Genomic DNA, 14,045 nt, shown 5'->3' with positions numbered 1-14,045 from the left:
CCTGCGGGGTGACGTGTCCCAATTCGAAGTGCTTATGAAAAGATACCAAGGTATGGTATTTTCCCAAGCAAAGAAAGCTTTCCTCACCGAAGAGGAAGCAGAGGATTTCACCCAAGAAGTTTTTTTAAAAGCCTATGAATCACTCAGCCAGTTTAGAGGTGAGTCACAATTTTCTACTTGGTTATATCAGATTGCGAGATTTCGCCTAACAAAAGTTTTTAAAAAGAAAAAACTGCCTATTACCGATTGGAAAGAAGATATTAGTTTTGTAGCTGATCATTCCAAACCTTCTGTTGTGGAAATTTTGGACAAAGAAGAAACTAGCCACAATTTACGATCCCTGATCGCAAGATTACCAAAATCATACCAAATGCCGATTTTATTACACTACTTCGAGAACAAACCCCTCAAAGAAATTGCCGCCGATCTCAATATAAAAATGGGTACGATCAAAAGCCATATCTCCAGAGGGAAGGATCTTTTAAGAAAATGGTGGTCACATGAAATCGAAAGTTGATTCTCATTCCAAAAAAGGAGTCGATGTTTTTAATCATCCCGATCCTTTTTTAAAACATTCTGAAGCACCACCAGTGATCCGCTTGCGAGTGTTAGGGCAAATTTTGCCTCTCAAGTTTTTATTCTCTTCTGTTGGTCTTTCTATTTTGTTATTTTTGATCCCAATGGGCACTATGTTCCTATCTGTTTTTTATCAAGAAAACACGGGTTTACTTATGCCCATTTTGATCAGTTCCAGTTTGTTTTTCTGCTTTTACTCTCTCGTGCTTGGCTTTTTACTTCTCAACACAAGAATTCCTTTTCTGAATGAATGGAAAGAGAAACTTGGATTTGAAGAGGTCTAGAGTATTCGTGAAAGGTTTATTTATTCTCCCCATTCTTTGTTTTGCCGTCTCCCTTTCTGCCGAGGCGTTACCGTCTGCTGAAGAATTTTTAAAAATGGATTTGGACAAAACTCTACCCCTTGTCGAATCACTTTCCAAAGAGGACTCCAAAGTTCTCGTATCGGAACTCCGAACAGAAATCAAAAAATCCTATCCGAAAGCAGATCATTTCTATTTTCTAATCTCCCACTTGGAAGAAATCCAAGCCATCGAAAAAGAACAAGCCCGCCTTCGTTCCCTACTTTGGGTGTATGGCCTAGCCTTCTTTTTGTTTTTTGGGTTCCTTGGGTTTTTGTTACTCAGACAGCGCCAAGCCATCCGAGACATCAACCAAATGCTTGGGAAATAGATAGATATCGTTTCATTGTAATCATTTTGTATTCTTTTTGTAATGAATCCCTGTTACTTTTGGAATAATTCATGAAAATACTAATTGTAGATGACGAAGAAGACATTGCAGGCCTGATCCAGTTCCATTTAGAGGAAGAAGGATTTCAAACTGAAGTATGTCACAATGGGATGGAAGTTCTCCCCCGTTTAGAAAAACATCTCCCGGATGGGATCATATTAGATTTGATGTTACCGGGAATTGGTGGGATGGATCTTTGCAAACGCATTAAAGAAAAATACCCCCACATTCCTATTTTAATGGTAACAGCGAAAACTGGGGAAACAGATGTAGTCCTTGGTCTAGAACTTGGTGCCGATGATTACATTCGCAAACCATTTAATATTCGGGAACTTGTCGCTCGCGTAAGAACCGTTACACGAAGAACTACAGATCCAAACCAAGAAGTTCAAGGAACCATATCCACTGGAAAAATCCAAATCAATCCAACGGCTCATAAAGTTTTTGTCGAAGGAACTGAAATTGATTTAACTCTTATCGAATTCAAACTATTACAACTGTTTGCTGGAAATACGGGAGTTGCTTTTTCTCGAGACAAACTACTCGACCGAATTTGGGGAAAAGATGTTTTTGTAACTGACAGAACGGTAGATGTGAACATCAAACGACTACGTGACAAATTACTTTCCGAAAAAGAAAGATTAGAAACGATACGCGGGGTCGGTTACCGATTCCGAGATGCGTAGTTTTTTTTCTACATTACTTCTACTCAACTGGGGTCTTTTACTTGTTCTACTGACCCTAGCTTTGGGTGTGTTTTATATTTACGATCTAGTTGTACCCGCAGTACGTCCGCTTATTTTATTTGGATTTGTTTTAGTTTCTATTTTTGGTACATTTTATATTTCCACTAATATTGCGATGCGAATCACAGATCCATTGGCAACAGTTGAGAAAAAAACAAAAGAAATCAATGCTGGGGATTTTGGTGTTGAGTTGTCTTCTCCTGATATTCGCGAACTAGCTACCTTAGCTTTATCGATCAATGAAATGGCAAAACGGTTAAAAGTCCAATTTTTGGATTTAACAGTTGAAAAAGAAAAATTTAACTATTTATTACAAAACCTAAAAGAAGGTGTTTTTGCCATTGATAGAAATGAAAAATTTCTATTTTTGAATCGAAATATTTCGGATACCTTAATCCTAAAAAATTCTCAGTTTAAGGATTACATTCCTTCCATCAAAAATAAAGAACTCCTAACCTTCATTAGGGACAAAATCCATCATGGAGTAGAAGGCAAAACAGAATTTCAAGATGGAATTCATTTTTACACAGCACGCATTTATCCTATCAAATCTGATTCCATGATCCAATTGTACATTGGTGTGTTGTCAGACATCACTGAAGACAGGCAAAACCAACTCATTCGCGAACAATTTTTCCAAAATGCTTCACATGAATTAAAAACTCCCATAACATCGATTAAAGGTTATGCCGAAACTTTAGAGTATAAACTCAAACTAACACCAGATTCAAATGAAAGGAAATTTTTAGATGCCATTTTGAGAAATACGGATCGACTCATTCGTATTGTGGAAGATATGTTAACTGTCTCACGCCTTGAAAATCACAAAACTGTTTTGAACCTGACTGATTTTTCTCTATCGGATCTGGTAAAGAATGTATCTGAATCTTTGGGTGTGATCTATTCTCAGAAAAAACAAAATTTGGTTTTAGACATTCCTTTAGATTTTCGCGTAAATGCAGACCGGTTACTTTTAGAAGACTTACTCGTAAACTTGATTTCCAATGCCTCAGCCTATAGCCCAGAAGGTTCTAGCGTGGTCGTTCGGGCTCTTTCCACAGAGGACAAAAACCAAATCCAAGTCGTTGACCATGGGATTGGAATATCTGCCGAAGATGCAGAACGAATCTTCGAACGTTTTTTCCGAGTGGATACCAACCGTTCCCGAAAAGAAGGGGGAACGGGCCTTGGCCTTTCCATAGTCAAACACATTGCTCGACTCCATTCTGGAGAAGTTTCCGTCTCCCAAAACCCCAAAGGCGGCTCCATTTTTACCTTTGAATTTCCTAAAAAATAGATTCTCGTAAGGGAAGTCACCGGATAGAATATTGGTATCCGGTAGGTGTATTTATGAAGTTTCCATTGGGATTTTATTCCTTCGGCAAAAACATAGGGATCAAAGACACAAGCTTAGATTTTGCAGTCATATATTCAGAAAATCGATGTAAGGCGGCGGCCGTATTCACACGTAACAATTTTCCAGGTGCCCCTATTTACGTAGGCCGTGACCATATCAAAGACGGGTATCTCCAAGCAATTGTCATCAATTCTAAAAACTCCAATGTTGCTACTGGAGAACAAGGAATCAAAAATTCTTATGCCATTTGTACGGAACTCGGAAAATCTTTAGGAATCCCGGCAGAAGACATTCTCCCTTCCTCCACTGGAGTCATTGGTGTTCCCCTTCCGATCGAAAAAATCCTTAACGCTTGTTCTATGGCAAAAGCAGATTTAAAATTAGGAAATTTGGAAGAAGTGGCAGAAGCCATTATGACTACCGACACTCGTAAAAAAATCTCTTACCGAACGATGACAAACCAAGCAGGTGAAGGTGTTATGTTTGGGATTGCCAAGGGTGCGGGAATGATTGAACCCAATATGGCAACGATGTTGTCTTATATACTTTCTGATTATTTACCGGAATCAGGAGACCTTCAAGGAATTTTGAAACGAGTTGTGGATGTCACTTATAATTGTGTCACCATTGATTCTGACACATCTACAAGTGATACAGTTGTATTGATGTGTTCAGGAATTCTAGGATCCATTCCTGATGATGTATTTGAATCCCATCTAAGGGAAATTGCAACCGACCTCTCTAAATTAATTGCTCGCGATGGTGAAGGGGCTTCCAAATTGATTGAACTCACTGTTTCGCATGGAAGAGATGATTCGCAAACAACAAAAATCGGAAAGTCTATTCTCAACTCTCCCCTTGTAAAAACTGCGATTTACGGTGGAGATCCCAACTGGGGAAGATTTGTGATGGCAATTGGAAAAGTTTTTGATGAACCAATTCCTTACGATTCCTTAGAAATCCAATTGGGTGGAATCTCTGTTAAAGGTGCCGATAATGACACCAAAACAAAGTTAGCCGAGTATCTAAAATCGAATGAGGAAATAAAAATTTCAGTCATCTTAAATACTGGTACATTCCAAAAAACTTTCTGGAGTTGTGATTTTACAGAAGGTTATATCCAGGAAAATGCTTACTACACAACATGAATTCCAATAAATTCAAAAGTTCACTAAAATATTTTTTACCTTCAAGTTATCAATTAAAACTGACGGTTACTAATATCTTTACGCGTACTTTATTTATTTTCCTAGTTTATCTTTCCTATTTTTTGATTCTTTCTCAAATTCCAGAACAGATGTCTTATCATTTGGAACTTGCTTTACTACTGACCAGTGCATTCGCATTGATTTTATATTTACCAATTATTGAAAGATTGTCTCGGTACATACGAACAAGATTTTTATCAGAATATTTAACAGAAGATGCAGAATCGTACAGACAGGCCATCAAACGATTTAACTTTGATGCGTTGATTAAAAACGTTTTTCCAGATATGGTAAAAATTACAGGAAGCCACTCTGGAACTATGGCTGTTCTCACACAAAATGGAACCTTTGCCTTTCACTCTTATTTCCGTGGACGGCAAAAAAAATTAAGTCCAACAAAAGACATCACTGTAAAAACTAGTTTTCAATCTTTTTTATTAAGCAAAAGAAATGGCGCTTCCGTAGCAGAAACTTATTCTTATGAAAATATAAACAATGACTTTATGGAACTTCATGCAAACTATATTTACCCTTTTATTTTTAGGGAAAAATTGTTTGGTTTCATTGCTGTATCCAACATTCCAAACTCAGAAGCAACACATAGTTTGTCACTACTTGCTGGCCAATCAGCACTCACCATTCATAATCATATCCTCTCTTACCATATTTCGGAAAATAAAAAATACCAAAAGGAAGCAGAGTATGCAGTTCGCGTACAAAACCTTTTGGAAACGGGAACCATCCCTGAGTTACAAGGTTGGAAAATCACAGCTTTCAAAAGGACAAGTAGAAACTTAATCGAATTTTTCCAAGTGGAAGATGGAAGTTGGTTTTTTGTTATTTTAAATGCAGGAAAATCTTACCAACATATCGGAATCATTCTTTCCTATATTTTAGGAGTTGTTTATTCGCAGTCCCGCCTTCGTATTTTAAAAGGATTCTCTGATATCAAAACACTAATCCAATCCACTTTTCAAAAATTAGATTGGAAAGAAAACTATGAGATGATCATAGGAAAAATTGGCCAATCGGAACTTTACATTGTGCAGGAAGGAAAACAATTTCGAATCACAAGAAATGCCGAGGAAGTTGTTGCTAGTATGGGTTGGAAAAACATGATCAATATGGACAAAGGTCCAATCATCATCCAACAACGCGGCGAACCCGTACTCAAATTTAGTTTTGAAGAGACTGAAACAACATGAGAGAACTAACAATCACCATACTCTCTTCTCTGTTGTTTTTTTTGATTCTTCTTCTCGCTTTTATTGGATTTCAAAACAACAACAAAAGACTTCCGTTTTATCATTATCCTTCAGGACTGATTGTCAATATCGGGGAAGGAAATCGTACCCATTGGGGAAACTCAGTAGTCCAAGAAGACTTAGAAAAATTTGAATCCATAACCGATTTTACAAATATTGACTCCTTCCAATTACACATCAAAGATTCAAACAATGTTGTTTATGAAGAAAACTTCAGGTTAACGACAGTTCGCAAAACGGATGTTTTAGGGGTATTTTTTTCAGATCTTTTTTTAGCATTTTTTAGTCTAGCAATCGCAGTATACTTTTATTATTCCACACGAGATGCTTTGATCTTTGGATTTTTTCTAAACTTTGGTTTGGTCATCCTTTCCAATGTTTTTGTTCTCACATTTAAAAATTCTACCTTTTTGTTTATTTTAACTCTCTACTTGGGAAGTTTCCTTCAATACCATTTGATCTATAGGCTTCGGGGAAAAGAAATAAACTCAAAATGGTTATTACCTCAAGTCCTCATTTCATTTATCATGGCAATGATTGCCTCACAAGAAAAATACGATATGTTACTTGTCGAAAGAGTTGTGTTAGTGGCTCATGCAATCACAGTTTTATTTGGTTCCATCAATATCATTGCAAACATTTACGAAATTGTTAAATCCAAACCTCAAGAAGAAGCTCTAATCAAAAGAATTGTTTTGGTAATTTCGATATTTCTATATGTCGCCCTTCCCTTTAGTATTCTCTTTTTTGATGGATATCCTTGGTTTTTTGTCCATAGATCCTTCTTTATCGTAACTTATCTTTTATTCATCCTTTCCTTCTTTTATGGAACATACCGTTATACCTTTGTTCCTTCATTGGTAATTTTTACACCAAGTATCGTAACTCTCATTTTAGTTTTAATCATTTTGGGAACCTATATTGGTACCGTTTTCGTTTTAGATTTTGTTCTACCCATTCGATATCTGAAAGATCGTTGGGTTTTTAATCTTATTTATCTTTTTTTAGTAACGGCTTATCTCATTCCTCTCAAACTACGAGTCAAAGAATTCTTTGATTATTGGTTCTTTGAACAGAATCCAAAGTTAAGCGAAGGGATTAATCAAATCACCGCACTTTTATCTTCTCCACTCTCAATGCGGAAAACCATACTCACAATCAACCGAACTGTAAAAGATACAGTGAATGTTTCCAATATTATTATCTTAATTCCAGGTGACCAATTCGCAAGTACTGATCTCAAAAATATTGATTTTGTAAGGATCTCACCCCAATCAGAAATTTGGAATTATTTCACAAGTACCGATCGTGTGACAGTAACTTCCCACCTTGAATATGGAATTGGTCTGAGAGAAACTTTATATAATTTTCTAAAAGGACTCAATGTCCAATTAGCATTTCCCGCTTATGATTCTTCTTCGAACAAAAAAAACATCCAAGCAATGATCCTCATTGGTGAGAAGTTAGATAAAAAATATTTTTCCATTGGAGAATTAAAATTTATCAATGAAGTTGTCAAAATTTCAGGAATGTTACTCGAAAACTATAGTTTGTTAGAAGATGAAATCCAAAAACGTAAAATTGTTCGGGACATCCAAACCGCATCCATTGTCGACAACACACTTAGGCTTATTTTACCAAGTGAAGTCAAAGGGATTGATTATGGTTATATTTCTAAACCAGCAGTTGGTATTTCTGGAGATTATTTAGACATCATCCCTATTTCTCAAACGAAAATGATTGTTTTGTTAGGTGACGTTGCCGGACATGGACTCGGAACTGGATTTTTAGTCAGTGCCATCAAAGGAATTGTAAGGGAACAACTGCGAAATGGAACATCTTTAGAAGGATTGTTTCGAGAAATCAATTCGTTTTTCCGTGCACGTTATAAAGGAAACGAGTTTATGACTCTTCTCGGTGGAATTTTTGATTCCAAAGAAAATATATTTAAATATGTGAACGCAGGACATCTTTCTCTCATCGAAATGCGAGCCGATGGACAAATCAAATTACATTCCAAAACACAACGAGTTCTTGGAATTTTAGAAACTGATTACCATGCCCAAGAATTGAAATTACTTCCGGGAACAAAACTTTTCCTTTATTCGGATGGGATCACCGAAGCCTTTAGTGAACGAGATGAAATTTTTGGTGAAGAAACTCTCATTGAATTTTTACACTTTAATGCACAAAAAACTGTAAAAGAAATCCCAACTTTGTTAGAAACCAAAATGACAAATTTTCGCGGGAACCGCGAACAATCGGATGATATTACATTTATTGGTCTTTCTTTTACACCCAACTAGCCGATATTTAAATCGATGATGGCAGAAAAACCGGTTAAGTTTGTCATTTTTCTCTCTTTGATTTTGAGTTTAGTGGCGTTTTGGGATCACCAATTCACTTCTTACCTCAAAGAGTTTGTTGTACTCATCCATGAAATCTGTCACGCAACGGCTGCTCTATTTAGTGGGGGCGTTGTCAAAGGAATCACCCTGCATGGAAATGAAGGTGGGGAAACCATCGCCATCCCTGCTTCCTTTCGAGGTTCCTTTATTTTAGTCGTTTCGGCGGGTTACATTGGTTCTTCCCTTGTAGGAGCATTTTTACTTCGCCTCGGATTCCAAGGCCGTCACGCTCGCCAAACAATGATTTTGTTAGGTTTGTTTCTCATTTCTGTCAGTGTTTTATATTCCAAACTAGGAGACCTTGCTTATCTTACCGGAATCTTTTGGGGTGTGGGAATTCTTGTCACAGGAATGTTAGGCGAAACGATTTCAATCCTTTCCTTGGTATTTTTAGGAACGAGCATTTCTCTTTATTCTTTGTATGACCTTTCTGACTTTGCAGAACGATTAACAGAAACGGATGCAGGTATCCTTGCGTTCTGGATGGCGGGTCTTGGTCCCGAAGATTTGCAAAACCAAGAAGTTCCCACCGTTGTTGTAGTCCTTGGTTACATGATTGCTACCCTTTGGTCTCTCCTCAGTATCGGAATTATCTTTATGTCTCTACGAAGTTCGCTTAGTCATGAAGAAACCCATGATTTTCCAGAAATGGAGGAGTCATTTGAAAGGTTCCCTGGTGAACTTTCCCCAGAAGCAAAACTTTGGTTGGAAAAACGCGGCGTAGATCCCGAAAGTGGGATTGTTTTGCCCCCAAATTTGTTCCAAGACTTCCCTCCTAAAGACAACGGCCCCTAGTCCTTTACGCAAATTTTCATTTGCCGAGGACACCGACTTCATAAATATAGAATCTCAATGGCAAAAAGAATCCTTATCACAGGCGGAGCCGGATTCATCGGTTCCCATCTCGCAGAAACACTTCTGAACGAGGGGAATCAAATCATCGTCTTGGACAATTTCCACACCGGACGAAAAGAAAACTTAATTCACCTTCTTTCCCATCCGAATTTTGAACTGATCCGCCACGATATTACGGATCCCATCAAGTTGGAAGTAGACGAGATCTACAATATGGCATGTCCTGCCTCCCCTGTTCACTACCAAAGTAACCCTATCAAAACGATCAAAACCAATGTATTAGGTATGACAAACATGCTTGGTCTTGCCAAACGAGTAAAAGCTCGGATCCTCCAGGCAAGTACTTCGGAAGTTTATGGAAATCCACTTGAACACCCGCAAACGGAATCCTATTGGGGGAATGTAAATACCATTGGCATTCGAAGTTGTTATGATGAAGGAAAACGAGTGGCCGAAACTTTATGTTTCGATTACCACCGCCAACATGGGGTAGACATTCGAGTGATTCGTATTTTTAATACGTATGGGCCAAGAATGATTCCTGATGATGGACGTGTTGTGAGTAACTTTATTGTACAAGCGTTACGCGGAGAGAACATAACCATTTACGGTGATGGAAGCCAAACTCGTTCCTTTTGTTATGTAGATGATTTAGTTCGTGGGATCATTACCATGATGAACACAGACAACTTCATTGGACCAGTCAACTTAGGAAACGACGGAGAATTTACTGTAAAGGAATTGGCTGAACTTGTGATCAAAGAAACTGGAAGTAAATCTAAAATCATTTACCTTCCGCTTCCGCAAGATGATCCAACCAGAAGAAAACCAAACCTAGGTTTGGCGAAAGAAAAATTGAATTATTCAACGACCGTCCCTCTTGTGGAAGGCGTAAAAAAAACCATCGAATATTTTAGCAAAAGAGTATAAAATGAAAATAGGCGTAATCAAAGAACCATCTTACGAAAACAGAGTGGCAATCACTCCGGATGTTGTTGACCCTCTAAAAAAGTTAGGTTTCACTGTTTCAGTTGAAACTACTGCAGGGGACAATGCGTTTTTCTCCGACCAAGATTATAAAGATGTTGGTGCTTCCGTAGAATCAAGAGATTCAATTTTATCTGGATCAGATATCGTTGTATCCATCCATACATTGGATGAAGCCAGCGCTAAAAAAATTGGCAAAGATAAAATCTACATTGCTACACTTTCTCCTCTTGCTTTCCCTAAAAAAGTAAAAGAAATCGCAAACGTTTCTTTTAAAATTTTCTCAATGGACACAATCCCACGAATCACTCGGGCACAATCCATGGATGTTCTCAGTAGCCAAGCAACTGTTTCTGGATATAAAGCAGTTTTACTTGCCGCTTCCAACTATAGCCGATTTTTCCCAATGTTAACGACTGCTGCGGGAACGATCACTCCAGCAAGAGTTCTTATTTTGGGAGCTGGTGTTGCAGGACTCCAAGCCATTGCAACTTCTCGCCGTTTAGGAGCAGTGGTAGACGTATTTGATACAAGACCAGAAGTCAAAGAACAGTGTATGTCACTTGGTGCAAAATTTGTGGAAGTAGAAGGTGCAGCCGATGCATCAAATACCGGTGGTTATGCGGTTGAACAATCAGAAGATTACCAACGCCGTCAAAAAGAAGCCATTGCCAAGTATGCTGAAAAAGCAGACATCATTATCACAACAGCACTCATTCCTGGAAAAAAAGCTCCTCTACTCATCACAAAAGATATGGTAGATAAAATGAGACAAGGTTCTGTGATTGTTGACTTAGCAGCCGTAAATGGTGGTAACTGTGAAGTGACTGAAAACGATAAAACTATTGTTTATAAAGGTATCACAGTGATTGGAAATTCAAATCTTCAAAGTACCCAACCAATGGACGCAAGTAAAATGTATGCTAAGAATATTGTGAACTTCTTAAAACTTTTTGTGAATAAGGAAAAACAATTCAACATCAACTTAGAAGACGAAATCATTAATGCATGTATGATTGCAGAAAATGGAGCGGTTCGTCACAAACCTACACTAGCACTTCTCGGAGAATAACTCCGAGATTTAAGATTAACATTGGAAAGATTAGGCTTTTACTTTTAAATTTCTAATCTTTCCATTACTGATTGTTTTCGATGGCCTGCGGTTGGGTTCTCCAACGACGGTGCACCCAAAAGTACTGCTCTGGAAACAATTTCACTTCCTCTTCCAAAGTTTTCGTCCAAAGTTCTGTATAATGTCGAATCACATCGTCTTTTGATGGATATAGTTTTTTATCTACAAAACCCAAATCCTTAACACGAACAATCACCTTCCCATCCTGGCCAGCTAACACAGAATAATACAACATCTTAGCACCAGTTAAGTAAGCCATAAGGGCCGGGCCAACAAAAGTAGATGCTTGTCTATTCATAAACGGAACAAAGATTCCTGCCTTACCTGCATTTTGGTCGGCACCAAATCCAATCCAATATCCTTGTTTGAGAAGTTTGATGACTTGCGTGGACTCTTGTACAGGAACAAGAACCACACCATTTTTGGATCTCATCCGACGGAGTAACCAGTCTACAAAAGGGTTTCTTACTTTTTTGTAGATTCCCCCACCCTTCATACGAATTCCTAAAAATTGAACTAAAATTTCCCAAGTGCCAAAGTGACCAGAAATCAAAATCACTCCGACTCCTTGTTTTTTAGTTTCTTCTTCAATTTGTAAACTTTCAGCATCAACAATTAAGTTTTCTTGTAACCACTTTCGAGTCATTCGTGGTGCCCAAAGTGTATGAGCAAGAAGGATACCCAAATGACGATAGTGAGCCTTCACCAAGTTAAAAATTTGTTCTTCAGTATAAGCCGGAAAGGCAAAACGAATGTTATCGGCAGCAACCTTTCTATGTTTTTTATCAAGAGGATAAATGAGTTTGGTTAAAAAGATTCCATACGCCAAACACCATTTATACGGAAGAACCTTAAATGGAAAATAAAACAAATAAACAATTAAAAATGAAATAAAATATCCAATCTGTTTCATAACGTTAAAACAAAAGGCCAAAGATAATAATGAATTAAAACTGCGCTGAGTCCAATTCCAAAACCAATGATCCATCCTCCCACAATATCACTCACAAAATGATGTAAGGTAACAAGTCTACCCACACCAGCAAACAAACTGAAGAAAAAGAAATACGGAGTCTCATGAAAGGCAAAAACTAAAATTGTAGATACAACAATGGAATTTGCACTATGTGCCGAAGGAAAGGAATGTTTCATATCTGGATTGGAATCCACTTTTCCCATAACACTGACTAGGGGACGTTTTCTAGCGAAGTACTTTTTTAAAACCAAAACCAATCGATCGGTTAGATAAGTAAAAACCAAAACAAAGGGCAAACTAATGTAAACCGGCTTGTATAGATCACTTAAAAACATAAGTGGCAACAAAACAAGGGCAAACATTTCCCCACGATTGACCCGAGACAAAACCCAACTCAAACGTGGGTGGTGAAGATTTTTTTGGATCCAAGTCGAAAACTTTAAATCAATAGCAGAAATCAAATTCATTTAGAAAGCTCTTCTTTTATCTTTTGAAGTGCTTCAGAAAAAGAGGAAGTCCATTGATTACGAGTGGCCATATCTTTTAATGTCACAGTGCCTGCTTTGATTTCGTCTTCACCACGAAGTAAAATCCAGCGGTATCCCTTTTTCTCTGCATAAGAAAGTTGTTTTCCCATTTTTTGAGAAAGTAAAGATACTTCGACGGCAATCTTTTCCTTTCGAAGTTCCCTTGCAAAGTTATGATTCTCTGCAAAAGAAGATTCATCTAAGAGAGGGATGTAAACGGTGGAATCATTCACAAAATTTGGTAACAAATTGTGTGCGGTTAAAAAATTCTGAAGGGTAACATCACCAAGCCCAAACCCAATTCCAGAAAGTTCTTCATTGGAAAACAAACCAATCAAATTGTCATACCTTCCACCACCGTATAACGAACGTTTATTCTGCGGAGAAGTGTCAAAAATTTCAAAAATAAAACCAGTATAGTAATCAAAACCTCGCACCACAGAAGGATCAAAATATACAATATCTTCTAATCCAATGGTTTTTAGTTCTTCAAACAATGTTTGGATTGTTTTTCTTGTTTCTTCTTTGATCCCAGGAATTTGGCCGAGAGTTTCTGTAGTTGCGGCAAGAAATAAGTTTATCTTAGAAACAGCTGTTGAATCGTCAGGAATGGTTTTCGAGACAAGTGCGGTATATTCATCTTCCGTAATTTTATTTTTTTTATCTAAAATTTTGGAAACTTCATGTGCCTGATTAGGATTTACTTTCAAACCATCTAACAAAAATTCATCGAGAAGTGATCTATGAGAAATTGTTACCTTAAAACTATTTCTGGGAGCACCGAATGCAAAAAGTATATCACATGCTAAAGATAAAATTTCTAATTCGGCTCTGCCACTTGTGACACCAAACATATCCACATTCAGTTGCCAATGTTCTCTGAGGCGACCGTGACCTGGTTGTTCATATCTCCAAAGGTTAGGAATGGAAAACCAACGAATGGGACGAGGAAGATCCCGCAATTTTTTAGCAACCATCCTTGCAACCGTTGGTGTCATTTCAGGACGAATTGCAACCTCGCGATCACCCTTATCGATAAAATTATAAATTTGTTTTCCGACGATTTCTTCCCCAGTTTTAGCTCTATAAAGGTCTAGAGATTCCACCATGGGGCCATCATATTCTTCATAACCGTAGGATCTGGCGACATCTTTCATCACCGAAAATAGATAATTGCGAAGGCGCATATCCTCAGGATAAAAATCCCGAGTGCCTTTATAGTTTTCTGTTGTTAGTTTTTGTTCTTTCAATCTTGGCCCCTATTGAACCCGCGTGA

General features: G+C 37.7%; 14 protein-coding genes. 11 read left to right on the top strand and 3 right to left on the bottom strand.

Features of this window, described 5'->3' with window-relative positions; genetic code table 11:
• Positions 1 to 13: 13 nt before the first annotated feature.
• The 11 genes from EHQ70_RS16980 to EHQ70_RS16930 all read left to right on the top strand — a co-directional run bounded on the left by EHQ70_RS16980 (position 14) and on the right by EHQ70_RS16930 (position 11,206).
• On the top strand, positions 14 to 517 hold the full coding sequence (locus EHQ70_RS16980) for an RNA polymerase sigma factor (protein WP_208729576.1): 504 nt from the start codon (positions 14 to 16) through the stop codon (positions 515 to 517).
• On the top strand, positions 501 to 860 hold the full coding sequence (locus tag EHQ70_RS16975) for a hypothetical protein (protein ID WP_135588400.1): 360 nt from the start codon (positions 501 to 503) through the stop codon (positions 858 to 860). Before EHQ70_RS16980 ends, EHQ70_RS16975 begins: the two co-directional genes overlap by 17 nt.
• 7 nt (positions 861 to 867) lie before the next feature.
• A complete protein-coding gene (locus tag EHQ70_RS16970) occupies positions 868 to 1,248 on the top strand; it encodes a hypothetical protein (protein ID WP_135588398.1) in 381 nt (126 codons plus the stop codon).
• Between the two features lie 71 nt (positions 1,249 to 1,319).
• The gene (locus EHQ70_RS16965) at positions 1,320 to 1,994 is read left to right on the top strand and encodes a response regulator (protein WP_135588396.1); all 675 of its coding nucleotides are present in this window, start codon (positions 1,320 to 1,322) and stop codon (positions 1,992 to 1,994) included.
• Entirely contained in the window at positions 1,987 to 3,351 is a 1,365-nt protein-coding gene (locus EHQ70_RS16960; protein ID WP_135588394.1) for a HAMP domain-containing sensor histidine kinase, read from the top strand. The genes EHQ70_RS16965 and EHQ70_RS16960 overlap by 8 nt, the downstream gene beginning before the upstream one ends.
• 53 nt (positions 3,352 to 3,404) lie before the next feature.
• A complete protein-coding gene (gene argJ / locus EHQ70_RS16955) occupies positions 3,405 to 4,559 on the top strand; it encodes a bifunctional glutamate N-acetyltransferase/amino-acid acetyltransferase ArgJ (protein ID WP_135588392.1) in 1,155 nt (384 codons plus the stop codon).
• A complete protein-coding gene (locus EHQ70_RS16950) occupies positions 4,556 to 5,824 on the top strand; it encodes a hypothetical protein (protein ID WP_135588390.1) in 1,269 nt (422 codons plus the stop codon). Before argJ ends, EHQ70_RS16950 begins: the two co-directional genes overlap by 4 nt.
• Positions 5,821 to 8,190 (top strand): PP2C family protein-serine/threonine phosphatase, encoded by a 2,370-nt coding sequence (locus EHQ70_RS16945; protein ID WP_135588388.1) that lies wholly within the window; start codon positions 5,821 to 5,823, stop codon positions 8,188 to 8,190. The genes EHQ70_RS16950 and EHQ70_RS16945 overlap by 4 nt, the downstream gene beginning before the upstream one ends.
• 18 nt (positions 8,191 to 8,208) lie before the next feature.
• Positions 8,209 to 9,087 (top strand): M50 family metallopeptidase, encoded by an 879-nt coding sequence (locus EHQ70_RS16940; protein ID WP_425270053.1) that lies wholly within the window; start codon positions 8,209 to 8,211, stop codon positions 9,085 to 9,087.
• A gap of 57 nt (positions 9,088 to 9,144) precedes the next feature.
• A complete protein-coding gene (locus EHQ70_RS16935; RefSeq protein ID WP_135588384.1) occupies positions 9,145 to 10,077 on the top strand; it encodes a UDP-glucuronic acid decarboxylase family protein in 933 nt (310 codons plus the stop codon).
• Between the two features lies 1 nt (position 10,078).
• Positions 10,079 to 11,206, top strand: a complete 1,128-nt coding sequence (locus EHQ70_RS16930) for a Re/Si-specific NAD(P)(+) transhydrogenase subunit alpha (protein WP_135588382.1) — start codon at positions 10,079 to 10,081, stop codon at positions 11,204 to 11,206.
• Positions 11,207 to 11,270: 64 nt separating this feature from the next.
• On the opposite strand, the gene EHQ70_RS16925 is transcribed toward EHQ70_RS16930, so the two are convergent.
• The 3 genes from EHQ70_RS16925 to hisS are packed head-to-tail and all read right to left on the bottom strand — an operon-like array spanning position 11,271 to position 14,019.
• Positions 11,271 to 12,179 carry a lysophospholipid acyltransferase family protein gene (locus tag EHQ70_RS16925; protein WP_135588380.1) on the bottom strand — a complete coding sequence of 303 codons (909 nt, stop codon included), beginning with the start codon at positions 12,177 to 12,179 and terminating at the stop codon, positions 11,271 to 11,273.
• Positions 12,176 to 12,709: a phosphatase PAP2 family protein gene (locus tag EHQ70_RS16920; RefSeq protein WP_135588378.1), complete on the bottom strand. Its 534-nt coding sequence runs from the start codon at positions 12,707 to 12,709 to the stop codon at positions 12,176 to 12,178. Before EHQ70_RS16920 ends, EHQ70_RS16925 begins: the two co-directional genes overlap by 4 nt.
• Positions 12,706 to 14,019, bottom strand: coding sequence for a histidine--tRNA ligase (hisS, locus tag EHQ70_RS16915; RefSeq protein WP_135588376.1), 1,314 nt, complete (start codon positions 14,017 to 14,019; stop codon positions 12,706 to 12,708). The genes EHQ70_RS16920 and hisS overlap by 4 nt, the downstream gene beginning before the upstream one ends.
• Positions 14,020 to 14,045 lie beyond the last annotated feature (26 nt).

Source organism: Leptospira congkakensis, from assembly GCF_004770265.1.
Classification (GTDB): Bacteria; Spirochaetota; Leptospiria; order Leptospirales; family Leptospiraceae; genus Leptospira_A; species Leptospira_A congkakensis.
The sequence above is the reverse complement of the archived record's forward strand: the minus strand, read 5'-3'. Positions and strand labels throughout refer to the sequence as shown.

What these genes read in the sequence shown, in the direction of transcription:
- EHQ70_RS16975 (WP_135588400.1), top strand. Translation starts at nt 501, where the DNA reads ATGAAATCGAAAGTTGATTCTCATTCCAAAAAAGGAGTCGATGTTTTT.
- EHQ70_RS16965 (WP_135588396.1), top strand. Translation starts at nt 1,320, where the DNA reads ATGAAAATACTAATTGTAGATGACGAAGAAGACATTGCAGGCCTGATC.
- EHQ70_RS16960 (WP_135588394.1), top strand. Translation starts at nt 1,987, where the DNA reads ATGCGTAGTTTTTTTTCTACATTACTTCTACTCAACTGGGGTCTTTTA.
- argJ (WP_135588392.1), top strand. Translation starts at nt 3,405, where the DNA reads ATGAAGTTTCCATTGGGATTTTATTCCTTCGGCAAAAACATAGGGATC.
- EHQ70_RS16950 (WP_135588390.1), top strand. Translation starts at nt 4,556, where the DNA reads ATGAATTCCAATAAATTCAAAAGTTCACTAAAATATTTTTTACCTTCA.
- EHQ70_RS16945 (WP_135588388.1), top strand. Translation starts at nt 5,821, where the DNA reads ATGAGAGAACTAACAATCACCATACTCTCTTCTCTGTTGTTTTTTTTG.
- EHQ70_RS16940 (WP_425270053.1), top strand. Translation starts at nt 8,209, where the DNA reads ATGGCAGAAAAACCGGTTAAGTTTGTCATTTTTCTCTCTTTGATTTTG.
- EHQ70_RS16935 (WP_135588384.1), top strand. Translation starts at nt 9,145, where the DNA reads ATGGCAAAAAGAATCCTTATCACAGGCGGAGCCGGATTCATCGGTTCC.
- EHQ70_RS16930 (WP_135588382.1), top strand. Translation starts at nt 10,079, where the DNA reads ATGAAAATAGGCGTAATCAAAGAACCATCTTACGAAAACAGAGTGGCA.
- EHQ70_RS16925 (WP_135588380.1), bottom strand. Translation starts at nt 12,179, where the DNA reads ATGAAACAGATTGGATATTTTATTTCATTTTTAATTGTTTATTTGTTT.
- EHQ70_RS16920 (WP_135588378.1), bottom strand. Translation starts at nt 12,709, where the DNA reads ATGAATTTGATTTCTGCTATTGATTTAAAGTTTTCGACTTGGATCCAA.